The sequence below is a fragment of the Ruegeria sp. SATB045 genome (assembly GCF_059613525.1).
In genome coordinates this window covers 277,289-303,281 of the sequence record NZ_JBXWSR010000037.1, presented here as the reverse complement: position 1 = coordinate 303,281, position 25,993 = coordinate 277,289, and the positions used below count along the sequence as shown (strand labels likewise).

The window sequence follows — 25,993 nt, the reverse complement described above, 5'->3', positions numbered from 1 at the left end:
TAAAACCACGCGGGTTCAAGCAACGGGTTAGAGAGGGAGGGGGTAAAAAACTAAATTACGCTACGGCGAAAATCCGTTTCCCCGACGTCATACTACTCGGCAGCTACACCATCGGTGAACTGCAACCGCGCCAGACGTGCATACAGACCATCCTGCGCCACAAGATCATCATGAGTACCTTGCGCCACAATCTGACCTGCATCCATCACTACGATCCGGTCCGCCTTTTTCACGGTAGCCAGCCGGTGTGCGACGATCAACGTGGTGCGTCCCGCACGCATCTGATCCACAGCACCCTGCACCGCCCGCTCGCTTTCCGCATCCAGCGCCGAGGTCGCCTCGTCCAGCAGCAGAACTGGTGCATCGCGCAGGATGGCGCGCGCGATGGCGATGCGCTGTTTCTGGCCACCCGACAGCATGACGCCCCGTTCGCCTACGAAACTGTCATAGCCTTCCGGCAATGCCGAAATGAAATCATGCGCGGCGGCGGCGCGGGCGGCGGCCTCGACTTCGGCATCCGTTGCGTCCAATCGGCCAAAGCGGATGTTCTCACGGGCCGAAGCGGCAAAGATCGTGGGGTCTTGGGGGACCAGCGCCATGTGACGTCGAAATTCAGATCGGTCCAAGTCACGCAGATCGACGCCATCCAGGCTTACCCCGCCGGCATCCGGGTCGTAAAAACGTTGAATCATCTGAATGACAGTCGTTTTGCCTGCCCCCGAAGGCCCGACAAAGGCGACCGTTTCGCCCGGGCTGACTGTAAGCGTCATCTGATCCAGCGCGACCACATCCGGCCGCGCAGGATAGCGGAACGTCACGCCGTCGAACCGTATCTCGCCCCGCACGGGCGCGGGAAGGGCCTTGGCTTGCGTGGGGTCGTTCACAGTGTCCTGCGCGTTCAGCAATTCGACCAGACGCTCGGTCGCGCCGGCTGCACGTTGAAGTTCGCTCCAGATCTCTGACAAGGCCGCGACCGAGCCGGCCATGATGATCGAATAGATCACGAATTGGATCAAAACACCTTCGGTCATCACACCGTTGCGGACGTCATTCGCGCCCATCCACAAAACGCCCACGATGCCGGAGAAGACCAGAAAAATCACGATCACAGTCAAAACGGCACGGGTTTGGATACGGCGCAAAGAAACCTCATACGAAGTTTCCGTCATCTCTCCGAACTGGGCGCGGCTTGCCTGTTCGTGAGTAAAGGCCTGAACAGTCTGAACCGCACCCAGCGCTTCGCCTGCGTTTCCGGACGAGGCTGCGATCCAGTCCTGGTTTTCGCGGCTGATCACGCGCAACCGGCGCCCCAACACCAAAATCGGCACCACAACCAGCGGAATCAGCAACAAAACCATCGCGGTCAGTTTGGCCGAAGTCAGCAGCATCAGCACCAAACCGCCAATGAACATCAGCATGTTGCGCAGCGCGATTGATACCGAAGAGCCCAGCACAGACTGGATCAACGTCGTGTCAGTGGTAATCCGGCTCAGGACTTCTCCGGTCATGATGCGTTCATAGAATTCGGGGCTCATCCCGATGACGCGGTCGAACACGGCCTTACGAATGTCGGCCACGACGCGCTCACCCAACCGTGTCACCAGTGCATAGCGAATACCTGTTCCGATGGCCAAGACACCGGCGATGCCCAGCGCAGCCAGAAAGTACCAATCCAGCAACTCGCCATCTTCGATGCGGAAGTTGTCCACCACGCGGCGCACGGCCAACGGCAGAGTCAATGTCATGCTGGCCGTCAGGATCAATGCCAATGTCGCGCCGATCATCAACAGCTTATAGGGCTTCATAAACGGCCACAACGAGCCCAGAACACCAATTTTTCTGGAACGCGCGCGCTCTTCGCTGGCGCCGGGCGCGGATTTTGCCGATGGACTGGCTGAGGCGTTTCTTGCCATGACTGGCCCTTACGTGGTGTTCGCGTTTATTTCAGCGCTTCTTGGCGATGACAGCGCGTGGGGTCAAGCTGCCATGGCAAAATCGAACACCAAACGGGCCTTTTGACGCAGAATTTTGGGGCTGACTTGGAGCGGGCGGCGGGAATCGAACCCGCTTCATCAGCTTGGAAGGCTGAGGTAATAGCCAGTATACGACGCCCGCTCAGCGGAGGTCGGTTTAAGCGATGCGTCAGATGGCGTCAAGCGTCCTTCGGTCGCTGTTTTGAAATTCAGCGCCGAAAAATTGCGCAACCGACAAGTCCTTCCCAAGCAGTTCATTCAGTAGGAAATAACCACGTGCATTTTTCAAGGTTTGCACTGATGCGGATCATCTGATCGCGCTTCATCGACGGTCCATGCGTTTGCCCGATCAACTGGGCGGGATATGTCGTGGCAGCTGTCAGAGCATCTGGCAAGGGAACACCCACCTGCGTCACCAGCACGCGGATGGCTGTCGTCAAATCCAGGTCGGCCCCAGCCAAAGTGCCATCCTCCAGAGTCAGTCGCCCATCGGTTCGCGTGATCCGACGACCTTCCAATCTGAACTCGGACAAATCAGTGCCTGCAACGGCCATTGCATCGCTAACCAGATAGATCTGGCCCGGGCCGGATTTTGCAGCCCACGCGGCTCGCATCGTTTCGGGATGGACGTGGATGCCGTCCGCAATAAGCCCGGCGGAAAGACCGCCGTTAGCAAGAGCAGAGCCAACCAAACCGGGCTCGCGGTTGCCCAATTGGCTCATGGCATTGAACAAGTGGGTGACACAGCGTGCCCCGGCTGCTGCGTAACGTTGACAGGTCGCGAAATCTGCATCCGTGTGCCCGAGCGAGACAAGAATGCCCGCATCACTCAGCGCCCCAACATGCTGTTCCGAGACCGTTTCAGGTGCCACAGTCACTTTGAGGCAAGGCAAATGCTGCGCCGCCTCAAGCAACATGGAAAGGTCGGTATCAGACATGGGGCAAATCAGATCACCGTCATGCGCCCCCTTGCGGGCAACCGACAGATGGGGGCCTTCCAAATGCAATCCCGCGACACCCGGAACGCCCTCTTTCACTGACTGAATGGCCGCTGCGATCGCCGCCCGAGTCTTTTCGCTGGTATCCGTGATCAAAGTCGGCAGCAAAGCCGCGACTCCCAACCGGTGATGGGCCTGCGCGATCCGGCGGATCGTTTCGACCGAAGGGTCATCGTTCAGCATGACACCGTCGCCGCCATTCACCTGCAAGTCCACATAACCCGGACTGACGATATCTCCGTTCAGATCAATGTGATCCCCAACAGCCGCTACCTCTGCGTCAGCTACGATTTCCGCACTCTGACCGCCGCTGAATACAAGCGCATGATCACTCAGCAACCGCTTGCCGTCAAAGATTGCACCGTTTCGAAAGATCACTCTATCTATTGTCATACCGTCTCGGTCACTTTCTTGAGGTGACGCGGCGCGTCCGGGTCAATGCCGCGCATACTGGCGACGGATTCGACCATAGAGTAAAACGCGGTGATCGTCGTGATCGGATCGGTGATCCAATGATCCGTACGCTCCACTGGCAACTGCTGCGCCCGCGTGACGCGATCCGTGGTGGCGAAGACTATGGCCCCCTTATCGGCCAGCGCGTCAGCGGCCTGCGCCGTGGTATACTCCGCGGCATCCCCAGCCGCAAAGACAATGGTTGGGAACCCGTCCTCGACGATTGAGACCGGTCCATGCAGCACCTCGGCAGCTGAATAGCTTTCTGCATGGATCTGACAGGTTTCCTTGATCTTCAACGCCGCTTCGCCCGATATGGCAAAAGATGGCCCCCTGCCCAAAGTAAACAGCGAACGCCCTGTAATCGTGGCCGCCGCTGCAGACCAGTCGCACTGTGCTGCGCGCTCCAACTGGGCGGGAAGCGCCCGTATCGCCCCCAACAGTTCAGCATCGCCCTTGACTTCGGCCAGCAACCACAACCCTGCCACCAGCGAAGTCACAAATGTCTTGGTGGCGGCCACGCTCAACTCAGGGCCGGCGTGCAGCGGCAGCATCGCATCCGCAACGTCTGCCAATCGCGATTCCGAGTTGTTGGTGATCGCCAGCGCAACAGCCCCTGATGACCGCAGCGAGCGTGTCAGTCCGACAATATCGGGACTTTGGCCAGATTGAGACACCGACAGGCATACAGCGCCCCGCGCCATCAAGTCGGCCCCATAGATCGAACTAACCGACGGCCCAACCGAGGCCACAGGCAGCCCAAGCAATAGCTCGCTGGCATATTTCAGGTAACTACACGCGTGGTCGGATGACCCGCGCGCCACCGTGATCAGGAACCGCGGGTCGGTTTCCCGGACCAGCGCGGCCGCGTTTTGAATACTGGCCGCGCCACTGCCTAGCAGCCGGTCAACCGCGGCAGGGATTTCCAAAATCTCCTGGCGCATCTTGGATGTATTGTCGGACATCGGCCTTTGATCCTTCCGGTTATAAACGCAGCTCGGCGACGAAGTCATAAGCGTCACCGCGATAGAGAGAGCGGGTCAATTCCGCGACCCGCCCGTTTTTGAGAAATGAAAGACGCTCGATGTTCAACCCTGCCGCCCCTTCCGGCACATCCAGCAACTCAGCCTCGCGCGCAGCAAGATTAAGTGCCGAGATTTTCTGGACCGCCCGAACGGGACGACGCCCTAACCCGTCCAGAACCTCGTAGAGCGAGGTGGTCACCTCAATCGGGTTCGGCAGAATGTCCAACGGCAGTGCTGCCTTCTCAAGCGCCAGAGGGCGGCCGTCTGCCTCGCGCAGACGATAGATGCGGGCAATCTGCGCGCCTTCCAGCAAGTTCAGCGCAACTATCTCTTGAGACGTCGCCGCAAATACGCCCCGCTCCAACCACTTTGACGTGGTCTGCATTCCACGGCTCGACATGTCTTCGGTGAAAGACGTCAAATGTGTCAGCGATTGTTCGACCCGGGGCACGCGCTCGCGGATGAACGAGCCTGAACCCTGACGTTGTTCAATCACACCTTCCTGCACCAGCTCTTGAATAGCCTTTCGCACCGTGACGCGGGACAGATCAGTGATGTCCACCAATTCCCGCTCGGACGGAAGAGATGAATTCGGTGCAAGCACGCCCGTATCTATCCCTTCCTGAAGGCGGCGGCGCAGCTGAACATATCGCGGGCCGTTCTCGGGGCTCAGCCACGCTTCTGCGCGCAAGAAGTCAGCAATGCTCATGAGCGCCCTCCTTTGCCAAGGCCAAGGCCCCGATCAGTGGTTCGCCCTGTGCTGGTCTTAGCGCAGCTTGCATGTCTGCGGGCAGATAATCGGCATAATGCGGGCCAATTCCGCCTGTTAAACAGAGAGTTAACCCCGCCTTCCACCCAAGGCGTTTCGCCATTCCACCGATGTAATCGGCACCTGCCCGCATGACCTGACGCGCAACCTGATCACCATCGGCGGCAGCGGCTGTGACCTGAGGTGCCAATGCGCCGAACGCCCCCGGCGCGGCCTGTCCCGCAAATTCGACAATTCCAGTAACACCGCCGAACTGGTTAGAAAACTCTTGCGTCAAGCTCGACTTCGCTTGGATATGATCCACCGCATTCAGCACTTCGGACAGCGCACGTCGACCGACCCATTGCGCGGATGCTTCGTCGCCCAAGATAGGCCCCCACCCTCCGGCAAGGCGGATTTCACCGTTGATCTGAACAGCCAGAAATGACCCGGTCCCGCAATGCGCGATTAGGCCATCTGAGGAACCCAATGCGCCCCTTACCGCTGCAGGTCGATCATCCTCGATCCGCGCGTTGGGCATATCCAACGCCACTCGCAGTCGATCGGCGACGCTGTCACCCGTTACGCCGGCCAACCCGATAAAGGCGGGCCAGCGCACCAATTCTGCTACAGAGGTATCCAGCCCCGCTGCTAATTGAGACAAACCGGCAGCGATCTGACGAACCCCGCCCTCGAAATCTGTTGATACATTGGCCGCTCCGGTCTCGACCGAATGAACGACGCCACGGACCTCAGCAGCGACCCTGCATCGGGTTCCACCACCGTCAACGGCCAGAAACGCGGTGTTTTGAGACTCAGTCATGGCAATACCATTATAATACCTTTACTTCACAGGAAAGACCAAAATTCGGGCACAAATCGCAAATTCCTGGAGTTTAGCGCAAAAATCCCCAAACATCGCTTGCAATAATAAAGTTATAGACAAGTGGTATTACATAGGTATTGTAAAAGGACTGTAAGGGGGATTCTCTTGACGCTGCCGTCGACTGAACAACTGCACATTGATGCCGCCCAACTTGACCGGAGCGATCTGGCCAACTCGGCCCGCGCCTTGGCCGCTGGTCAAATCGCTGCTGCGCAGGCTGTTGAGCGTGCGGCACCCGCGATCGCGCGGGGAGCTGCGGCAATGGCGGCAACACTCCGCACCAGAGGCGTGCTGCATTACGTCGCCGCCGGGTCATCTGGTTTGATGGCCGCAGCGGATGCGCAGGAACTGGGCGGTACATTTTCGATCCCTCCAAGTCACTTACGCATTCACATGGCAGGCGGCTTACCGACCGGTGTTGAAATGCCCGGCGATACAGAGGACTCGGACGTAGGACTTGCCGAAGCTCTGTCCGACTTAAAGCCTACCGATACCGTCATCGCGGTGTCGGCTAGCGGATCCACGCCCTATACTCTGACAGCGGGTGACATCGCGCGCGCCAAAAAGGCAACCTTGATCGGCATCGCCAATAACGCGGGAAGCCCTCTTCTTCAAACCGCTGACATACCAATTCTGCTCGCCACGCCACCCGAGTTGATCTCGGGCTCGACCCGCATGGGGGCTGGGACGGCGCAGAAGATCGCGCTCAATATGCTGTCTTCGCTCATGGCGCTTGATCTGGGGCATGTGCATGGCGGCATGATGGTGAATTTGCGCGCTGACAATCACAAGCTACGTGCGCGCGCGGCCGGGATCGTGGCACGGATTGCCAAGGTCGACACCGATGCAGCCCAGGCTGCGCTGGCTCAGACGAACGGCGACGTGAAACCCGCCATCCTGATCGCTGCCCTTGGCGTGTCAAAGGGCGACGCGGTGGCGCGGCTTGAAGAAGCCGACGGCATCCTGAGCGTCGCACTAAACATGAATAACAACTGCTAACCAACTGGGAGAATGAAATGAAACGCACAAGTCTGAAGCTGGCTCTGCTGGGCTCAACCCTTATGGGTACGGCTGCCATGGCCGAAGATGTCACGCTGACCATCGAAAGCTGGCGCAACGATGACCTGACCCTGTGGCAGGATCAGATCATTCCTGCATTTGAGGCCGCAAACCCCGGCATCAAGGTACAATTCACGCCCTCGGCCCCCGCTGAATACAACGCTGTTTTGAATTCAAAACTGGACGCGGGCTCGGCTGGCGACCTGATCACCTGCCGTCCTTTTGACGCCTCTTTGGCGCTGTACGAAGCCGGGCACCTGACTGATCTGTCGGGCGTCGAGGCGATGGGCAATTTCTCTGATGTCGCCAAATCGGCGTGGCAGACCGATGATGGCGCGGTCAGTTTCTGTGTTCCGATGGCGTCGGTGATTCACGGGTTCATCTACAACAAAGACGCGTTCAACGAGCTGGGCATCGACGTGCCGACCACCGAGGATGAGTTCTTTGCCGCCCTCGACAAGATCAAGGAAGACGGCACCTATATCCCGATGGCGATGGGCACCAACGACCAGTGGGAAGCCGCCACCATGGGCTATAACAACATCGGCCCGAACTATTGGAAAGGTGAGGAAGGCCGTCAGGCGCTGATCAAAGGCGAGCAGAAGCTGACCGATGAGGCATGGACCGCCCCCTACGCCACACTGGCCCGTTGGGGCGAATATCTGGGCGACGGGTATGAGGCGCAGACCTATCCCGACAGCCAGAACATCTTCACGCTGGGCCGTGCGGCTGTTTACCCTGCCGGGTCGTGGGAAATCTCGGGCTTCAACGCGCAGGCTGATTTCGAAATGGGCGCATTCAAGCCGCCGGTCCGCAATGCGGGCGACACCTGCTATATCTCGGATCACACCGATATCGGCATCGGCATGAACGCCGCCACCGAGAATCCCGAGGCGGCCGAAACTTTCCTGGCCTGGGTCGCAAGCCCAGAGTTCGCGGAAATCTTCGGCAACGCGCTGCCCGGCTTCTTCCCGCTGTCCAGCACGCCGGTTGAGCTGCAGGATCCGCTGGCCAAGGAAATCGTCGGCTGGCGTGATGAGTGTGAATCGACCATCCGTTCGACCTATCAAATCCTGTCGCGCGGCACACCGAACCTTGAGAATGAGACCTGGGGCGCATCCGTTGCGGCTATCAAGGGTGCCAAATCGCCCGAAGAACTGGGCGCCGAACTGCAGGAAGGTCTTGCCTCCTGGTACGCTCCGCATCAGTAAGCTGATCCTTACCCGGGCGGAAACGCCCGCCCGGGTACACCCGACACCCCTGTGAAAGCTGACCCATGAATCGCCCCCGCTTCCGCTGGCATATCGTCGTGTTTCTGGCCCCAGCCGTGCTGGTTTATACGGCGGTGATGATCTTTCCGCTGTTCAACACACTGCGGCTAGCGCTCTATTCCGAGGTGGATCAGAGCCGCGTGTTCGTGGGCTTGCAGAACTTTCAAACGCTGTTTTTCGATCCCATCTGGTCCGAGCAGTTCTGGAACGCTTTGGGCAACAACTTCTGGTTCTTCCTGATCCATATGCTTGTTCAAAACCCCATCGGGATCGCGCTGGCCGCGCTGCTCAGCCACCCGCGCCTGAGGTTCTCGGCGCTCTATCGGTCGGCGATTTTCATCCCGACAATCCTGAGCTTTGTGATCGTTGGCTTTGCATGGAAACTGATCCTGTCGCCCATCTGGGGCATCGCGCCCTCGATGCTGGATGCCGTGGGCCTGAAATCCCTGTTTGCACCGTGGCTGGGGAAAGAGGAATACGCGCTCACCACGCTGGCGCTGATCTCGGTCTGGCAGTTTGTGGGCATCCCGATGATGCTGATCTATGCCGCTCTGTTGACCATACCCGAGGAAATCCTTGAGGCCGGAGAGATCGACGGCATAACCGGGGCCTCGGCCTTCTGGAAAATCAAGCTGCCGCTGATCCTGCCCTCGATCGGCATCATCTCGATCCTGACCTTTGTGGGCAACTTCAACGCCTTCGACCTGATCTATGCCGCCCAAGGCGCGCTGGCCGGGCCGGATTTCTCGACCGATATCCTGGGCACCTTCATGTACCGCACCTTCTTTGGCTTCCAGCTGCAACTGGGTGACCCGCATATGGGGTCAGCCATCGCCGGGGCCATGTTCGCGATCATCCTTGTGGGCGTCTGCATTTACCTCTTCGGCATCCAGACCCGGATGCGCCGGTATCAATTGTGAGGGTCCAGCGATGAACAAAGCACGCCATAACCCGCTGAATACCGCCGCGATGCACGGGGCGCTGATCCTCTACACGCTGATCGCCCTGTTCCCGGTTTTTGTGATCATCATCAACAGCTTCAAATCCCGCCGCGCGATCTTCCGCGAGCCGCTGGCGCTGCCGAATGCCGACAGTTTCTCGATGATCGGCTACGAGACGGTAATGAAGCAGGGGGATTTCTTCCTCTACTTCCAAAACTCGATGATCGTCACCGTCGCGTCGCTGTTCTTCATCCTGCTGTTCGGAGCGATGGCGGCCTATGCGCTGTCGGAATATCAGTTCAAGGGCAACCTGCTGATGGGGCTGTATCTGGCGCTGGGGATCATGATCCCGATACGCATCGGCACTGTGGCGATCCTTGAGATGATGGTGGCCACCGGGCTGGTGAACACGCTTTGGGCGCTGATCCTGGTTTACACCGCGCAAGGGCTGCCGTTGGCCGTGTTCATCCTGTCGGAGTTCATGCGGCAGGTTAGTGACGATCTGAAGAATGCAGGCCGTATCGACGGGCTGTCGGAATACACGATCTTTTTCCGGCTGGTCCTGCCTCTGGTCCGGCCGGCGATGGCGACCGTGGCGGTGTTCAACATGATCCCGATCTGGAATGACCTGTGGTTCCCGCTGATCCTCGCCCCGGCCGAGGAAACCAAGACCCTCACGCTGGGCAGTCAGGTCTTTATCGGGCAATTCGTCACCGACTGGAACGCGGTTCTTTCGGCACTGTCGATGGCGATCCTGCCAGTGCTGGTTCTGTATGTCATCTTCTCGCGCCAACTGATCCGCGGCATCACATCCGGAGCTGTCAAATGACCAAAGTTCTGATCGCTGGCCTTGGCAATATGGGTCTCAGCCACGCACTGGCCCATCACAACCACCCCGACGCGCAGATCGTGGGGCTGGTGAACCGGTCCGGTCGCGTGGATCACCCCGAGCTGGGCCAATACCCCGCCTATTCGGATTTCCACACCGCGCTGGCCGAGACCAATCCCGATCTGGTGGTCGTCGCCACCTATTCCGACAGCCACGCCGACTATGCTTGCGCCGCGATGGAGGCAGGTGCGCATGTGTTTGTCGAAAAGCCGCTGGCCACCAACGTGGCCGATGCACGGCGCGTGGTCGAAACCGCCACCCGCCTGAACCGCAAACTGGTCGTCGGATATATCCTGCGTCATCACCCCTCGTGGATGCGCCTGATCTCCGAGGCGCGCGATCTGGGCGGGCCTTACGTGTTCCGCCTGAACCTGAATCAGCAATCCTCGGGGGCGGAGTGGGAGACTCATAAGGCGCTGATGCAGACCACCTCGCCTATCGTGGACTGCGGCGTTCATTATGTGGACGTGATGTGCCAGATCACCGATGCGCAGCCCGTCCGCGTGCATGGCATGGGCCTGCGCCTGTCTGATGAGATCGCCGAGGACATGTATAATTACGGCCAGTTTCAGGTGATCTTTGAGGACGGCTCGGTCGGCTGGTATGAGGCCGGATGGGGCCCGATGATGTCCGAAACCGCGTTTTTCGTGAAAGATATCGTCTCGCCCAATGGCTCGGTCTCGATTACCGACGGCAACAAGGACGCGTCGGCGGATATCGACGGCCATACCAAGGTGGGCGGGCTGCTGATCCACACGCCGGGCGGCGATCGTACCGTCGAGATGCACGATGAGCCCGGCCATCAGGAACTGTGTGACGCCGAGCAGGCGTATATGCTGCGCGCCATTACTGACGATATCGACCTGACGCGCCATATGAATGACGCCGTCCAATCCCTTGCCATTTGTCTGGCCGCCAATGAAAGCATCCGCACCGGCCAGCCCGTTTCGCTTAAGGAGTCCGCAACATGACTGCTCTGACCTTGACCAATGTGAACAAATCCTTTGGCGAGGTGCATGTCCTCAAAGACATCTCGCTCGAGGTTGAAGAAGGCGAGTTCGTTGTCTTCGTCGGCCCTTCGGGCTGTGGCAAATCCACCCTGCTGCGCGTGATCGCGGGGTTGGAGGATGCGTCCTCGGGTGAGATCAATATCGACGGCCAGCAGGTCAATCTGGTGCCGCCGTCGAAGCGCGGGATTGCGATGGTTTTTCAAAGCTATGCGCTCTATCCGCACCTGAACGTGCGCGGGAACATGACACTGGCGCTGAAACAGGAGAAACAGCCCAAAGCGGTGATCGAGGAGCGCGTCGCCACTGCCAGCCGGATGCTGAACCTTGAGGAATATCTGGACCGTTATCCATCTGAGCTGTCCGGCGGTCAGCGCCAACGCGTCGCCATCGGGCGGGCCATCGTGCGCGAGCCGAAACTGTTTTTGTTTGACGAGCCGCTTTCGAACCTCGACGCGGCGCTGCGGATGAACACGCGGATTGAGATCGCAAACCTGCACCGGGCGCTGGATGCCTCGATGATCTATGTCACCCACGATCAGACCGAGGCGATGACGCTGGCCGACAAGATCGTCGTGCTGCGCGATGGGCGGGTCGAACAGATTGGCAGCCCGATGGAGCTGTATAACAACCCCGCCAACCAGTTTGTCGCGGGATTCCTTGGATCTCCTTCGATGAACTTCCTGCCCGAAAGCCTGCTGAATCAGGGGTCAGACACCCTTGGTATTCGGCCAGAGGATCTGTTTCTGTCTGACGACGGCCCTCTGTCAGCGCAGGTCAGCCATGTCGAAAAGCTGGGCGGTGATACCAACGTCATTGCGACCGTTCAGAACCATTCGGTGACGGCGCGCTTGTTCGGGCAACATGCAATATCCGAAGGCCAAGACCTGCGCCTTGGGTTCGCGCCCGAAAAAGCGTATCGGTTCAATGCCGATGGGCAGCGGCTGTGTTAACCCGATCACGGCGATGTGATCAATCAATTTTGATGATTGTAAAACCCTGTCTGCGTCGCGCAGGCAGGGCTTCGGCGCGATTTAGCGTAACAAAAATGAATCTATTTTCAGGTCGAAATACAGCGGCTTTAATAGCGCTGTTAAGAACCTGTCACAAAGACCTCTTAAATCCCGTTCATCAACTTTCATTTTAGCCAGGAGCCATCCATGAAAGACGTCGACAACACCACACTATCCGCAGACGACTGGGACGAGCTGCACTTCCCCCGCCCCGAGGAAAACGACTTTGACCGCGTGGTCGAAAGCGCCATTTCCCGCCGTGGTTTTCTGGCCGGTGTGGTGGCCTTTGGATCGGGTGCTGCCGCAATGGGCACAGGTCTGCTCAGCTCGACCTCGGCGCAGGCCGCTGACGCGTCGCGCTTTGCCTTCACCCCGATCGCAGCCCAGACTGATGGCACCGTTCACGTCCCCGAAGGGTACGAGTGGAAAGTCATGATGCGCTGGGGCGATCCGCTGTTCTCGGATGCCGACGGCTATGACATCGCCGATGGTGGTTCGGTCGAAAAATCCGACCGTATCTTTGGTGAGAACACTGACGGGATGGAAACCTTTTCGTTCCAGGGTCACGAACTGATCGCGATCAACCACGAATACCCCAACCGCAAGATCAACCTGCCGGCCGCTGCGGAAGGTGTTCCGGCAAACGCAGACGATGTTCTGAAGCTGCAAAACATCCAAGGCGTGACAGTCATGGAAATCACCGAAGGCCCTGACGGCTGGTCGGTTGTCAAGGACAGCCCCTTCAACCGCCGTATTCATCACAACACTCCGATGAAAATCGTTGGCCCCGCAGCCGGTCATGACCTGCTGAAAACTGAGGCTGACCCGACCGGCACCACCTCGCTGGGCACCATGAACAACTGTGGTGCGGGCAAGACGCCCTGGGGCACCTATCTGACCTGCGAAGAGAACTTCAATGGCTACTTCGGCTCATCGGATGAAAATGCCGCCTATGACCAGAAGGTCGCGGACGGTATGGCGCGCTACGGTATCAAGGCCGAAAGCTGGAACGGTTACGAGTTCTTTGATCCCCGTTTCGACACATCGAAAAACCCCAACGAGCCGCACCGTGCGGGCTGGATCGTTGAAATCGACCCGACCAAACCTGACAGCACGCCTGTCAAGCACACCGGTCTGGGTCGCTTCAAGCACGAAAACGCCGAAGTCACCCTGGCTGCCGACGGTCGCGTGGTTGTCTACATGGGCGACGATGAACGTGGCGAATACCTGTACAAATTCGTCTCGAACGGCACCTATCAGCCCGGTGGTGAAACCGAGAGCCTGCTGAACGACGGTACGCTTTATGTCGCCAAGTTCAACGACGACATGAAGGGTGAATGGCTGGCTCTGACCCCGGAAACAACCGGAATGGACGATGCCGAGATTCGCATCTTTACCCGCATGGCGGCCTCCAAAGCGGGCGGCACCACCATGGATCGCCCCGAATGGGTCGCCTCCAGCCCGGTTGCGGTCGAAGCCTATTGCTGCCTGACCAACAACAAGAACCGCGGCGTCAAACCAAACGCCGGTGGTGATGATACCTCGGTCAACGCGGCCAACCCGCGTGAAGCCAACAAATACGGTCAGATCGTGCGCTGGCGCCCGGCCAATGACGACCACGCCGCCGACGCTTTCGATTGGGACCTGTACGTCATGGCGGGCAACCCGACTGTACACTCGGATGACCGCGCCGGATCGCCTAATGTGAACGAGGGCAACCTGTTCAACTCGCCCGACGGTATGGTGATCGATTCGACCGGTCTGATCTGGATCCAGACAGACGGGAATGACGACAACGAGGAAGATTTCGCAGGCAACGGCAACAACCAGATGCTGGTTGGTGATCCCGTGACCGGTGAAATTGCACGCTTCATGACCGGCCCGAACGGCTGTGAGGTAACCGGTCTGGCGTGGTCCACAGATCTGCGCACCATGTTTGTTGGCATCCAGCACCCCGGCAGCAACTGGCCTGATGGTGGTACGCCACGCTCGTCTGTCATCGCAATCAAGCGCGCTGATAACGGTCTTGTCGGTTAACTAACGCACCAACGCCCCCGGAGTTCTTTTCGGGGGCGTTGATCTTCAGATGTCTTCGCCCTTCGGGGCAAGTGGTCCCCCGGCGTCCAGCAAATGGCGTTCGGACAACCACGGGTTAAGCTTCAACGCCTGTTGCAAAGTCTCACGCGCTTCATCAACCCGCTTTAAGCCCAACAAGGTCAGCGCCTTACCGCTGATCGCAGCCACATGGTTGGGCGACAGTTCGATCGCACGGTCCAGATCAGGTAGCGCCGCCTGATAGTCTTGTCGCAGAAAATGCGCAAAGGCGCGCTGGTTATAGCCTTCAGCGTAAGAGGGACAATATTCGACCAGTTTGTCGAAATCCTCGATCGCGCCCAACAAATCCCATTGGCTACGGCGGGTCATGCCACGATCCAGCACGGCCTGTGCGCTGTCGTCCGGTGCGTCGGCCCAAAATTCCCACAGCTGGTTTGAAAGGATTTGCGCGGCGCGCTCATTCTCGGCTTGCTGGATTTGCGTGATGATCCCGGCAACTCCGTCCGAGTGGTCCGGCGCAGCGGGGCACCCCTCGGACTGGGCCGCTATTGTGCCCGAGACCAGAAATGCAAAAGCTGTAGCGATCTGTTTCATGTCTCAATGGTGACGCGCCATACACGTTCGTCAACCCACTGCATCGATCCCGCCCGAGACGCCGGTTTCCTTCACGGCCTCCATCGCCACAAAGGTCGAGGTGCTGGCCACATGCGGCAAGGAAGAGATTTTCTCGGCCAGAACCGCGCGGTATTCCGACATCGACCCGGTGCGGATTTTCAGCAGATAGTCGAAATTCGACGCGATCATATGGGCTTGCTCGATCTCGCCCACCTTCCGTACTGCGGCATTGAACTCGGCCAGTGCCTTTTCTCGGGTGTCGGTCAGGCGCACTTCTACAAAGGCCACATGGTCCAGTCCAAGGCGGATCGGGTCCAGCAGGGCGCGGTACCCGGTGATGATCCCGTCTGCCTCAAGTTTCTTCACACGTGCTTGAGTGGGCGATTTTGACAAACCGATCCGCCGCGCGAGGTCCGCGACCGAGATGCGCCCATCCTCGGACAGAATCGCCAGAATGGCGCGGTCGAACCGATCCAAGTCGGGAAAGTCCATTTGCATCACATCCGCCCCTCAAATTAGTCCAATCGACTGCATACTGCGAAATTTAGGGCAATCAGCCCGCCAAAGCGATCCTATATTTAACCAAAGCACCGGAGGATTCATGTCACACAGCCTGCGCACCCATATTGACGCCCAAACCTATGCCGACCCGTCGGCCGTTCTGGACAGCCTGATCGCGCAGGCCGATCTGAGCGACACGGATCGTGCCGCCATCTGTACGGCCGCAGCCCAACTGGTGCGCGACATCCGTGCCAGCACCTCGCCGGGGATGATGGAGGTCTTTCTGGCCGAATACGGCCTCTCCACCGATGAAGGCGTCGCGCTGATGTGTCTGGCCGAGGCGCTACTGCGGGTGCCCGATGCCGACACGATCGACGCGCTGATCGAGGATAAAATCGCGCCCTCGGACTGGGGCAAGCATCTGGGGCAATCCTCGTCCTCGCTGGTCAATGCCTCGACTTGGGCCCTGATGCTGACGGGTAAGGTTCTGGACGAAGGCAAAGCCTCACCGGTCAGTGCCCTGCGCGGGGCGATCAAAAGGCTGGGTGAGCCGGTGATCCGCACCGCAGTGGGCCGCGCGATGAAGGAAATGGGCCGTCAGTTCGTTCTGGGCGAGACGATCCAATCCGCCATGGACCGCGCCAAAGGGATGGAAACCAAAGGCTATACCTATTCCTATGACATGCTGGGCGAGGCCGCCCGGACCGAGGCTGACGCCGCCCGCTATCACCTATCTTATTCGCGCGCGATTGCGGCCATTGCCGATGCCTGCACGCATGATGACATTCGCGCCAATCCCGGGATCTCGGTCAAGCTGTCCGCCCTGCACCCGCGCTATGAGCTGGCGCAGGAACAGCGCGTGATGGATGAGCTTGTTCCCCGCCTGCGCGCCTTGTGCCTGCTGGCCAAAGCCGCCGGGATGGGCCTGAACGTGGACGCCGAGGAGGCCGACCGCCTGTCTTTGTCTCTGCAAGTGATCGAAGAGGTGATGTCAGAACCCGCCCTTGCCGGATGGGACGGGTTCGGGATCGTGGTGCAGGCCTATGGCCCCCGCGCCGGGGTGGTTCTGGACACGCTCTATGACATGGCGCAACGCCACGACCGCAAGCTGATGGTGCGGCTGGTGAAAGGCGCCTATTGGGATACAGAGGTCAAGCGCGCGCAGGTCGAAGGCGTCGATGGCTTTCCCGTCTTCACTCGCAAGGCGGCGACCGATATTTCCTACATCACCAATGCGCGCAAATTGCTGGGCATGACCGATCGGATCTATCCGCAGTTCGCAACCCATAACGCCCATACGGTCAGCGCGATCCTGCACATGGCTGATGGGCAGCCCTTCGAATTCCAGCGCTTGCACGGCATGGGCGAGACGCTGCACGGGCTGGTCAAGGACCAGAACGCCACCCGCTGCCGCATCTATGCGCCGGTGGGTGCACATCGTGACCTGCTGGCCTATCTGGTGCGGCGCCTGTTGGAAAATGGTGCGAATTCCTCCTTCGTGAACCAGATCGTGGATGAGGACGTGCCGCCCGAAGTGGTCGCCGCCGATCCCTTTGTCACGATCATCGACGCCGCCCGCCCCCTGCCCACCGGCCCCGACCTGTTCCGGCCCGAGCGCCCCAATTCGCGCGGGTTCGACCTGCACCACACGCCAACGCTGGATCGGATCGACGCCGCGCGCGATGCCTTTCGTGCACATCACTGGTACGCGCAGCCCCTGCTGTCGGACGATGCGCGCCCCGAAGGCGATCAGCCCGTCACCAACCCCGCCCAGCCACAAGACCGCCCCGGAGCGGTCGCCCCGGCCAGTACCGCAGATGTGGAACTGGCGCTGGCCTCTTCCGCACCGTGGCAAGCCCCATCCGCCCAGCGCGCGCAGGTGCTGAACGCAGCCGCTGATCTTTACGAGGCGCATTTCGGCGAACTGTTCGCCCTGCTGGCGCGCGAGGCCGGGAAGTCTCTGCCCGACGCAGTGGCAGAACTGCGCGAGGCCGTGGATTTCCTGCGCTACTACGCCGCCAATATCCCCAATGCCGACCCCGCGGGCATTTTCACCTGTATCAGCCCGTGGAACTTCCCACTGGCGATTTTCACCGGGCAAATTTCGGCGGCTCTGGCCACCGGCAATGCCGTTCTGGCCAAACCGGCACCACAGACACCTCTGATCGCACATCGGGCCGTGCAACTGCTGCACGAGGCGGGTGTGCCGCGCGATGCGCTACAACTGCTGCCGGGTGGCCCACGCGTGGGGGCTGCGCTGACATCCGATGCACGCGTGTCGGGCGTGGCCTTCACCGGCTCGACCGGCACGGCGTTGAAAATCCGCGCGGCGATGGCGGATCATCTGCAACCCGGCACGCCTCTGATCGCGGAAACCGGCGGACTGAATGCGATGATCGTCGACAGCACTGCCCTGCCCGAACAGGCCGTGCAATCCATCATCGAAAGCGCGTTTCAATCGGCGGGTCAGCGATGCTCGGCCCTGCGGTGCCTCTATGTGCAAGAGGATATCGCCGACGATCTGCTGACCATGCTGACCGGCGCAATGGAGGCCCTGGTGGTGGGCGATCCGTGGCTGATCGCAACCGATTGCGGCCCGGTGATTGACCGCGACGCGCGGCAAGGCATCGCCGACCACATCGCACAGGCTCGCAGTGAAGGTCGGGTACTGAAGGAACTGAGAACCCCGCCCGAGGGCACTTTCATCGCCCCCACCCTGATTGAAATCCCCGGCATTGCGGCACTTGGGCGCGAAATATTCGGCCCCGTGCTGCATGTGGCGCGGTTCAAGGCCTCAGATCTGGATCAGGTCATCGCCGACATCAACGCCACGGGCTATGGCCTGACATTCGGCCTGCACACCCGCATCGACGACCGCGTGCAGCACATCACCGAGGCCGTTCACGCGGGCAATATCTACGTCAATCGCAATCAGATCGGCGCCATTGTCGGCTCGCAACCCTTCGGGGGTGAGGGGCTGTCGGGGACGGGGCCCAAGGCGGGCGGGCCAAACTATATGGCGAGGTTCTGCGCGCCGGACCGGCAAAAGGTGGATGCCATATGGGACAACACCGCCAATGACCTGCCCGACCCCACAGGCCAGCCGGCCCCGCTGCGCACTCGGTCGCTGCCCGGCCCCACCGGCGAATCCAACCGGCTCAGCGAATTCCCCCGCGCGCCGCTGCTATGCATGGGTCCGGGTACAGATACCGTTCAGGCGCAGGCCCAAGCGGTTGAGGCCCTTGGCGGCACCGCGATCCGTGCGTCCGGCATGATCGACCTGCACCGACTGGAGAACATCGCGAACATCTCAGGCGTGTTGTGGTGGGGCGATGAGGCCACCGCGCGGCAGATCGAACAGCATCTGGCCCGCCGCCATGGCCCGATCCTGCCTCTGATTCCCGGCCTGCCCGACTGCGCGCGTGTGCTGAGTGAACGTCACGTTTGTGTCGACACAACCGCCGCAGGAGGCAACGCCGCCCTGCTTGGGGGTGCGGCGTAACCGGACCTTGACGCTGGGCCGCGAAAAGCCCAGCGTCGCGCCATGTTTCCAATCCGTGACCATAACCCCTCGGGGCGCACGCCTTACGTCGTCTATCTGCTGATGGCAGCGAATATCGTGATCTTCCTCAGCTATGTGGGGATCATGGATAACGCGCGGTTACTCAATCAACTTTACTTCGATTATGCGGTAATCCCGGCCCGTATCACGGATGGATTTGCGCTGGAAACGCTTGTGACCTCTATGTTTTTGCATGGCGGCTGGATGCATCTGGCGGGCAACATGCTGTTTCTGTGGATTTTCGGAGACAACCTGGAAGACGAAATGGGGCATCTACCCTTTCTGCTGTTTTATGTGCTGGCCGGTATCGGAGCGGGGTTGATCCACGTCGTGACGGCTCCTGAATCAGTGATCCCCACGATTGGCGCGTCTGGTGCCATTGCTGGCGTCTTGGGCGGGTATCTTCTGATGTTCCCCAAAGCCCGCGTCGACATCCTGTTGATCCTAGTCGTCTATTTCCGCGTATTTACTATCCCGGCCTTTGTCATGTTGGGGGTGTGGTTGGGAACGCAGTTCCTCGGCAGCCTGGCAAGCGATCCTGACAAGGGCGGTGTCGCCTATTGGGCACATACCGGTGGGTTCCTCGTCGGTCTGATCCTTTGCGTCCCCTTGTGGCTAAGGCGCGGCGCGATGTCTTATTGGAACCGCACCCACGGCCACCCGCCCCACCCCGAGCACGAATACAAGCTGTCACAATCCCGCATTCCCCGCATCCCGCGCCGGTAAGTGACCACCGCTTTGCCGCGTTACCTCTTGCGCGGCGGCCTGGACCAGCGCCCCCAGTTCCGGCGCGCGTTCAGCGTTGAACCGGACCGTTGGACCAGACACCGAGATACCTGCACAAGGCTCGCCCCGGTCGTTGAATATGGCTGCGCCGATGCAGGACATTCCCTGATATCGCTCCTCCCGGTCTAATGACCATCCCCGCGCGCGGGTTTGATCCAAGTCTGCCTGCAACCGGGTGTCGTCTATTAAAGTATGAGGCGTGAAGCGTTCCGGTTTGGCCCCGGTCATCAATCTGGTCAGCGCGGCCTCTCCCATCGCGGCCAGAATCGCCTTTCCCGTCCCCGAGGCATACATCGGCGTCCGCGCCCCCGGTGGGAAAAACGCCCGGATCGGGTTTGCTGTTTCAACCTGACCGACAAACACCACCTGCGCCCCGTCCGGGACCGCCAGATTGGCCGTTTCTCCGCTGTCCTGCATCAATCTGCGCAGGACTGGCCGCCCAATCTCGATCACACTATTACGTCGCAGGAACGAGGCCCCGGTCCGATAAGCCTCGATCCCGATCATCCACTCCTGTCGTTCTTCGTCGAAGGCCACGAACCCGTGTTTCTGCAAAGTCATCAGAATGCGGTGGGTGGTGGCCGTAGGTACACCAGTCTCACGTGCCAGATCGCTTAATGCTGCGCGCTCCAGCCGGGCAGTTTCGGTCAAAACACCTAGCGCGCGATCCAGCGACTGCATCGTCCCGGCCGTGCTTTCCTTGAACAAGGACTTCGGTCTACCGCGCTGTCTTTTTGAAGATTCCATCCCATTTTCTCCGGTTTGCGACGCCAAATATTTTTGGTCCGTTTTTCTTCTCCAAGAAATGAAAAAAAGAAATTTAAATAAAATCATTACTTTAGCATTAAACTTGCAAAAATGAAAATATTTTTCAAGAAAATTGCATGGAACCGAGCATTCCCGGACACTGACCTCAAATGCGGAGGAACACGTCATGTCCAACCAAAACCCTGTTTTCATTCCTGGCCCGACTAACATCCCGGACAGGCTGCGTCTTGCAATGCAGGTCCAGACTCAGGACCACCGCGCGCCCGATTTCATCGAAACCTTTGCCCCCGTGCTTGAAGACACAAAGAAGGTTTTTGGCACCACCTCTGGTCAGGTCGTCACCTACCCCGCCAGCGGAACTGGCGGGTGGGAAGCTGCGGTGACCAACACGCTCAACCCCGGTGACAAGGTGCTGGTGGCGCGGTACGGCGTATTCAGTCACCGTTGGATCGACCTGTGCCAACGGCATGGACTGGACGTTCAGGTGATCGACTGCCCTTGGGGCAGCGGTGCCCCTGCCGAGCAGTTCGAAACCGCCCTGTCCAAGGACAATGCACACCAAATCCGCGCGGTTCTGGTGACCCATAACGAAACCGCAACCGGCGTTCGGTCGGACATCAGTGCAGTTCGGCGCGCAATTGACGCCGCCGATCATCCCGCGATGCTATTCGTGGATTGTGTTAGTTCCCTAGCTTCCATGCCGTTCGAGTTTGACGAATGGGGTGTCGATATCGCCGTGTCCGGGTCGCAAAAAGGGTTCATGCTGGCAACCGGCATGGCGATCCTTTGTGTCAGCCCCAAGGCTCTGGCGGCTTCGGCAACGGCGACGCTACCGCGCACGTTCTTCGATTTTCGCGACATGATGCAAGCCAATGCGTCTGGTGGCTTTCCTTATACCCCACCGCTGCAACTGATCTACGGGATGCGGGAAAGCCTGAAAATGTTGTTCGAGGAAGGGCTTGAGAATGTCTATGCCCGCCACACCCGTCTTGCTGGAGGCGTTCGGCGCGCCGTTGATGCCTGGGGCCTGCAACTGGTTGCCGAGGCGCCTGAGCTTTATTCCGACACTGTCAGCGCGATCTATGTACCGGATGGTATCAACAGCAATGCGCTGACAGATCATGCGTTCAACGCATACGGGATGTCATTCGGCATCGGCCTGGGCCAGCTTGATGGTAAGGCGTTTCGCATTGGTCATTTGGGTAGCCTGACGGATGCGATGGTCCTGTCCGGCCTGTCGACGATTGAGATGGCGATGGCCGATCTGCACTATCCGATCAACTTGGGCAGCGGAGTCGCCGCCGCACAGGATTTCTATCGCAAAGGGTCACCGGACCACGCCAAGGCAGCCGCATAAGGAGGGTTGAGATGTTGGACCATTCACAAGCCGCCAACTTGACGATCGCGGACATGCGCGCGGCGCAACGGCGGATCGCACCTCATATCAGACGCACACCGCTGATGACGTCGGACTACCTGAATGACCTGACCCGCGCGCAGTTGTTCTTTAAATGCGAGAACTTTCAGGAGGCAGGTGCTTTCAAAGTGCGCGGTGCTTGCAACGCGGTCTTCAGCCTCAGCGAAGAAGAGGCCGTCAAGGGGGTGTGCACCCATTCCAGCGGCAACCACGCGTTGTCGCTCTCATACGCTGCTGGTCGCCGGGGTATCCCGTGCAACGTCGTTATGCCCCGCACCGCGCCTCAGGCCAAGAAAGACGCGGTACGCAGGTATGGCGGTACCATCACGGAATGCGATCCTTCAACCTCATCGCGCGAGGCTACCTTTGCCGAGGTTCAGGCCCGGACAAGAGGTGAGTTCATCCACCCCTACAACGATCCGCGTGTGATCGCAGGGCAAGCCACTTGCTCCGCTGAATTGCTGGATCAAACCGGCGGCGTTGACGCCGTTATCGCCCCGATTGGCGGCGGCGGCATGGTTTCGGGCACCTGCCTGACCGTCTCGAACCTTGCATCCGGCACAGAGATTTACGCGGCCGAACCCGAGCAGGCGGATGATGCGTTTCGGTCCTTCAAGGCTGGGTACATAATTGCCGACGACGCACCCAATACCGTCGCTGACGGCTTGCTGGTGCCCTTGAAAGAGAACACATGGCACTTTGTCTCGAACCATGTGACGGACATTTTCACAGCCTCTGACGACGAGATCATCGCCGCTATGAAATTGACGTGGAAGCACCTTCGGGTGGTGATGGAACCATCTTCGGCGGTGCCATTGGCGGTCATCTTGAAGAACCAAGACGTGTTCCGCGGCAAACGTGTAGGCGTGATCATAACAGGCGGGAACGTCGATCTAGACAAGTTGCCATGGTTGCAAGGATGAGGAGAGAGAATATGAACAAATCCGCGAAATTTGACGATCTCGAGATCGGCTTCGACATCCCTGCCGCCATTGGGATGGACGAACGCGATATCCAGACGCCAAGCCTAATCCTGGACCTTGATGCGCTTGAACGAAATATCAAGAAGATGGGTGACTACGCCAAAGCGCACGGGATGCGGCATAGGGTGCATGGCAAAATGCACAAATCCGTGGACGTAGCCAAGCTACAAGAAGAACTGGGTGGCGCGGTCGGCGTGTGCTGTCAGAAAGTGTCCGAGGCCGAAGTCTTTGCCCGTGGTGGTATCAAAGACATCCTCGTATCCAATCAGGTGCGCGACCCAGCCAAGATCGATCGCTTGGCGCGTCTGCCCAAACTGGGTGCGCGCACAATCGTCTGCGTAGATGACGTGGACAACGTCGCCGAGCTGTCGTCGGCAGCCACGCGGCACGGCGTCGAGTTGGAGGTTTTTGTCGAAATCGACTGCGGCGCAGGACGTTGCGGCGTGACCTCGACCGCAGCAGTCGTTGAAATCGCCCAAGCGGTTCACGCCGCCGCAAATCTTAAGTTCACAGGAATACAGGCCTATCAGGGTGCGATGCAGCACATGGACAGTTATGAAGCCCGCAAGGAAAAACTGGACGTCGCCATCGCGATGGTCAAAGACGCGGTCGACGGTTTGAAAGCGGAAGGGATAGACTGCGAACTGGTCTCGGGCGGGGGAACTGGGTCGTACTATTTTGAAAGCGAGTCAGGCGTTTACAATGAATTGCAATGCGGGTCTTACGCGTTCATGGATGCTGATTACGGACGCATTCTGGACAAGGACGGCAACCGGATTGACCAAGGTGAATGGGAGAACGCGCTGTTCATTCTGACCAGTGTCATGAGCCATTCCAAACCTGATATTGCGGTCTGCGATGCGGGTCTAAAAGCCCAGTCTGTCGATAGCGGCCTGCCCTTCGTATATGGGCGTGACGACGTGGAATACCTCAAATGTTCGGACGAACATGGCGTGATTGGCGACCCGGACGGGGTTTTGAAAGTCAATGACAAGCTACGGCTGGTGCCTGGTCACTGCGACCCCACTTGCAATGTCCATGACTGGTATGTCGGCGTACGCGGCGGCAAAGTCGAAGCGTTGTGGCCAGTGTCGGCGCGCGGAAAGGCGTATTAAGCGATGAGGGATGCCATGATTACTCAAGACGGACCGCTGATCGTGACCGAGGATTTATGTGCCCAACTCGTGGGCCGTCAACAAGCATTTGATGCTGTCGAGGCCGTCTTCGGCGCCATGGCCAGCGGCGGGGCGCGAAACTTTCCCGTGATCCGCGAGGCTTTGGGCCACGCAGATGCGATTTATGGGTTCAAGTCAGGGTTCGACCGCGAAGGGCAAGTGCTGGGCGTGAAGTCCGGTGGGTATTGGCCAGGGAATACAGATCGCGGCCTGACCAACCATCAATCCACAGTGTTCCTGTTCGACCCGGACACGGGTCGGCTGTCGGCACTGGTTGGCGGCAACTATCTGACGGCGGTGCGCACTGCGGCGTCATCTGCTGTGTCCATCGCTTATCTGGCCCGTAAGGACGCCAAGGTTCTGGGCATGGTCGGGGCTGGCCATCAATCCACCTTTCAACTGCGCGCAGCCGCCGAGCAACGCGCGTTCGAAAAGGTCGTGGCGTGGAATCCACATCCGGACATGCTGCCTCGATTGGCCTCCGTCGCTGACGAGATCGGGTTGGAATTCGAAAGCGTCAGCCCACAGGAGTTGGGCGCACAGGCGGACGTGATCATCACCATCACCTCGGCTTTCGAGCCCTTGCTGATGAAGGAGTGGATCGAACCCGGCACCCATCTGGCCTGTATGGGCACCGACACCAAAGGAAAGCAAGAAGTCGACCCGGCACTGGTCTCTGCGGCCTCGGTCTTTACGGATGAGGTGGCGCAATCCGTCTCGATTGGTGAAGCGCAGCACGCCGTTGGCAACGGGGCTCTTACAGAGAAGGCTATTACGCCCATCGGCGCTGTGATCAATGGCGTTCATCCTGGCCGGGTTTCGGCGGATCAGATCACCTTGTTCGATGGAACAGGCGTCGGCCTGCAGGACCTGGCGGTCGCATCCGTCGCCGCACGGCTGGCTGAAGACTGCGGGTTAGCCCAACGCATTGCGTTATAAACAAAAAAGCGCGCCTTGTACGGGGCGCGCTTGTTCGGCACTGGCTTAAGAAAATCAGCCCCGGATCACCTTCGAGAACTGGTCAAAGATCGGCTCATTCGAACAGATAACCTCACCATCCTCCAAGACACTGCCTTCTGGATTGATGGCTTGCACAAATCCGCCAGCCTCTTTCACGATGATGATCCCGGCTGCCACGTCCCACGCGTTCAGTCGACGCTCCCAATAGCCTTCGTAACGCCCTGCAGCGACATAAGCCAAATCCAGCGCTGCCGATCCCCAACGGCGCACGCCAGCGCAGGTGGGCATGATACGAGCCAGATCCTGCAAGGTAGCAGGCAGGTCGGAACGGCCACCAAAAGGCAAACCGGTCGCAAAGATCGATTCGATCATACGGTGACGGCCCGAAACGCGGATGCGGGTGTCGTTCATCCACGCGCCTTCGCCCTTTTCGGCAAAGAACATCTCGTCCTTGGCAGGGTCATAGATCACGCCCGAAACGATCTTGCCCTTGTGTTCCAGAGCGATCGAAATCGCCCAATGCGGCAGCCCGTGCAGAAAGTTCGTGGTGCCGTCCAGCGGGTCGACAATCCAGCGGCGCGTTGGGTCTTCACCCGCCTGCCCGCCGCCTTCTTCACCCAGCCAGCCATAGGTCGGGCGCGCACCCAGCAGTTCCTCTTTCAGGATCGCCTCGGCGGCGATGTCGGCCTTGGAGACAAAGTCACCCGCACCTTTCATCGAGACCTGCAGGTTCTCGACTTCGCGGAAATCCTTGACCAGAGACCGCCCCGCCTTGCGCGCGGCTTTGATCATGATGTTGAGGTTTGCACTGCCTACCATTGTCCCAAGGCTCCTGTTCGGTCAAACCGCGCGTATACTGATGCAATGCGCCCTTGCCAAGAGGCTTGATGCGCATAGCAGCCCCGCGT

Annotated in this window: 22 protein-coding genes and 1 tRNA gene; 13 read left to right on the top strand and 10 right to left on the bottom strand. The window is 59.4% G+C overall.

Annotation, left to right across the window (positions count from 1 at the left end):
* Nucleotides 1-92 precede the first annotated feature (92 nt).
* The 6 genes from AC2FNR_RS21140 to AC2FNR_RS21115 form a co-directional block, all read right to left on the bottom strand.
* Complete coding sequence (locus AC2FNR_RS21140; RefSeq protein ID WP_480867766.1) at nucleotides 93-1,913, bottom strand: ABC transporter transmembrane domain-containing protein; 1,821 nt, start codon at nucleotides 1,911-1,913, stop codon at nucleotides 93-95.
* A 127-nt stretch (nucleotides 1,914-2,040) separates the two neighbouring features.
* Nucleotides 2,041-2,115, bottom strand: a tRNA-Gly gene (locus tag AC2FNR_RS21135).
* Nucleotides 2,116-2,227: 112 nt separating this feature from the next.
* Complete coding sequence (gene nagA, locus AC2FNR_RS21130) at nucleotides 2,228-3,364, bottom strand: N-acetylglucosamine-6-phosphate deacetylase (protein WP_496851270.1); 1,137 nt, start codon at nucleotides 3,362-3,364, stop codon at nucleotides 2,228-2,230.
* Complete coding sequence (locus tag AC2FNR_RS21125; RefSeq protein WP_496851268.1) at nucleotides 3,361-4,389, bottom strand: SIS domain-containing protein; 1,029 nt, start codon at nucleotides 4,387-4,389, stop codon at nucleotides 3,361-3,363. Before AC2FNR_RS21125 ends, nagA begins: the two co-directional genes overlap by 4 nt.
* 19 nt (nucleotides 4,390-4,408) lie before the next feature.
* A complete protein-coding gene (locus tag AC2FNR_RS21120; protein WP_496851266.1) occupies nucleotides 4,409-5,158 on the bottom strand; it encodes a GntR family transcriptional regulator in 750 nt (249 codons plus the stop codon).
* Nucleotides 5,145-6,020 carry a glucosamine kinase nucleotide-binding domain-containing protein gene (locus AC2FNR_RS21115; RefSeq protein WP_496851264.1) on the bottom strand — a complete coding sequence of 292 codons (876 nt, stop codon included), beginning with the start codon at nucleotides 6,018-6,020 and terminating at the stop codon, nucleotides 5,145-5,147. Before AC2FNR_RS21115 ends, AC2FNR_RS21120 begins: the two co-directional genes overlap by 14 nt.
* A gap of 168 nt (nucleotides 6,021-6,188) precedes the next feature.
* Here AC2FNR_RS21115 and AC2FNR_RS21110 point away from each other — a divergent pair, with 168 nt between their 5' ends.
* From AC2FNR_RS21110 to AC2FNR_RS21080, 7 genes are all read left to right on the top strand, one after another.
* Nucleotides 6,189-7,082, top strand: coding sequence for an N-acetylmuramic acid 6-phosphate etherase (locus AC2FNR_RS21110; protein ID WP_496851262.1), 894 nt, complete (start codon nucleotides 6,189-6,191; stop codon nucleotides 7,080-7,082).
* Between the two features lie 17 nt (nucleotides 7,083-7,099).
* Nucleotides 7,100-8,353, top strand: a complete 1,254-nt coding sequence (locus AC2FNR_RS21105; RefSeq protein ID WP_170352416.1) for an ABC transporter substrate-binding protein — start codon at nucleotides 7,100-7,102, stop codon at nucleotides 8,351-8,353.
* Nucleotides 8,354-8,418: 65 nt separating this feature from the next.
* On the top strand, nucleotides 8,419-9,333 hold the full coding sequence (locus tag AC2FNR_RS21100) for a carbohydrate ABC transporter permease (RefSeq protein WP_170352415.1): 915 nt from the start codon (nucleotides 8,419-8,421) through the stop codon (nucleotides 9,331-9,333).
* 10 nt (nucleotides 9,334-9,343) lie between these two features.
* Nucleotides 9,344-10,183 (top strand): carbohydrate ABC transporter permease, encoded by an 840-nt coding sequence (locus tag AC2FNR_RS21095; RefSeq protein ID WP_170352414.1) that lies wholly within the window; start codon nucleotides 9,344-9,346, stop codon nucleotides 10,181-10,183.
* Nucleotides 10,180-11,214 (top strand): Gfo/Idh/MocA family protein, encoded by a 1,035-nt coding sequence (locus tag AC2FNR_RS21090; protein ID WP_496851259.1) that lies wholly within the window; start codon nucleotides 10,180-10,182, stop codon nucleotides 11,212-11,214. The genes AC2FNR_RS21095 and AC2FNR_RS21090 overlap by 4 nt, the downstream gene beginning before the upstream one ends.
* The gene (locus AC2FNR_RS21085) at nucleotides 11,211-12,203 is read left to right on the top strand and encodes an ABC transporter ATP-binding protein (RefSeq protein ID WP_496851257.1); all 993 of its coding nucleotides are present in this window, start codon (nucleotides 11,211-11,213) and stop codon (nucleotides 12,201-12,203) included. Before AC2FNR_RS21090 ends, AC2FNR_RS21085 begins: the two co-directional genes overlap by 4 nt.
* A gap of 207 nt (nucleotides 12,204-12,410) precedes the next feature.
* Complete coding sequence (locus tag AC2FNR_RS21080; RefSeq protein WP_496851255.1) at nucleotides 12,411-14,300, top strand: PhoX family protein; 1,890 nt, start codon at nucleotides 12,411-12,413, stop codon at nucleotides 14,298-14,300.
* 45 nt (nucleotides 14,301-14,345) lie between these two features.
* Here the strand turns inward: AC2FNR_RS21080 and AC2FNR_RS21075 are convergent, their stop codons facing one another.
* Nucleotides 14,346-14,912, bottom strand: coding sequence for a tetratricopeptide repeat protein (locus tag AC2FNR_RS21075; protein ID WP_496851253.1), 567 nt, complete (start codon nucleotides 14,910-14,912; stop codon nucleotides 14,346-14,348).
* A 30-nt stretch (nucleotides 14,913-14,942) separates the two neighbouring features.
* Nucleotides 14,943-15,431, bottom strand: a complete 489-nt coding sequence (locus AC2FNR_RS21070; RefSeq protein WP_170753285.1) for an Lrp/AsnC family transcriptional regulator — start codon at nucleotides 15,429-15,431, stop codon at nucleotides 14,943-14,945.
* A 103-nt stretch (nucleotides 15,432-15,534) separates the two neighbouring features.
* On the opposite strand from AC2FNR_RS21070, the gene putA reads away from it, so the two are divergent.
* Together putA and AC2FNR_RS21060 are read left to right on the top strand one after the other, a co-directional pair.
* A complete protein-coding gene (gene putA / locus AC2FNR_RS21065) occupies nucleotides 15,535-18,936 on the top strand; it encodes a bifunctional proline dehydrogenase/L-glutamate gamma-semialdehyde dehydrogenase PutA (RefSeq protein ID WP_496851251.1) in 3,402 nt (1,133 codons plus the stop codon).
* A 42-nt stretch (nucleotides 18,937-18,978) separates the two neighbouring features.
* Nucleotides 18,979-19,722: a rhomboid family intramembrane serine protease gene (locus AC2FNR_RS21060; protein ID WP_496851249.1), complete on the top strand. Its 744-nt coding sequence runs from the start codon at nucleotides 18,979-18,981 to the stop codon at nucleotides 19,720-19,722.
* On the opposite strand, the gene bhcR is transcribed toward AC2FNR_RS21060, so the two are convergent.
* On the bottom strand, nucleotides 19,687-20,529 hold the full coding sequence (bhcR, locus tag AC2FNR_RS21055) for an HTH-type transcriptional regulator BhcR (protein ID WP_353393648.1): 843 nt from the start codon (nucleotides 20,527-20,529) through the stop codon (nucleotides 19,687-19,689). The genes AC2FNR_RS21060 and bhcR overlap by 36 nt on opposite strands.
* A 187-nt stretch (nucleotides 20,530-20,716) precedes the next feature.
* Between bhcR and bhcA the strand changes: the two genes are divergently transcribed.
* From bhcA to bhcD, 4 genes are read left to right on the top strand one after another with little or no spacing between them, the layout of a single operon-like run.
* A complete protein-coding gene (gene bhcA / locus AC2FNR_RS21050; RefSeq protein ID WP_496851246.1) occupies nucleotides 20,717-21,907 on the top strand; it encodes an L-aspartate--glyoxylate aminotransferase BhcA in 1,191 nt (396 codons plus the stop codon).
* An 11-nt stretch (nucleotides 21,908-21,918) separates the two neighbouring features.
* On the top strand, nucleotides 21,919-22,890 hold the full coding sequence (bhcB, locus tag AC2FNR_RS21045) for a beta-hydroxyaspartate dehydratase BhcB (RefSeq protein ID WP_496851244.1): 972 nt from the start codon (nucleotides 21,919-21,921) through the stop codon (nucleotides 22,888-22,890).
* Nucleotides 22,891-22,901: 11 nt separating this feature from the next.
* Nucleotides 22,902-24,065, top strand: coding sequence for a 3-hydroxy-D-aspartate aldolase BhcC (gene bhcC, locus AC2FNR_RS21040; protein WP_496851242.1), 1,164 nt, complete (start codon nucleotides 22,902-22,904; stop codon nucleotides 24,063-24,065).
* Between the two features lie 15 nt (nucleotides 24,066-24,080).
* The gene (gene bhcD / locus AC2FNR_RS21035; RefSeq protein WP_214648659.1) at nucleotides 24,081-25,064 is read left to right on the top strand and encodes an iminosuccinate reductase BhcD; all 984 of its coding nucleotides are present in this window, start codon (nucleotides 24,081-24,083) and stop codon (nucleotides 25,062-25,064) included.
* 54 nt (nucleotides 25,065-25,118) lie between these two features.
* On the opposite strand, the gene AC2FNR_RS21030 is transcribed toward bhcD, so the two are convergent.
* A complete protein-coding gene (locus tag AC2FNR_RS21030; protein WP_170753297.1) occupies nucleotides 25,119-25,904 on the bottom strand; it encodes an inositol monophosphatase family protein in 786 nt (261 codons plus the stop codon).
* Nucleotides 25,905-25,993 lie beyond the last annotated feature (89 nt).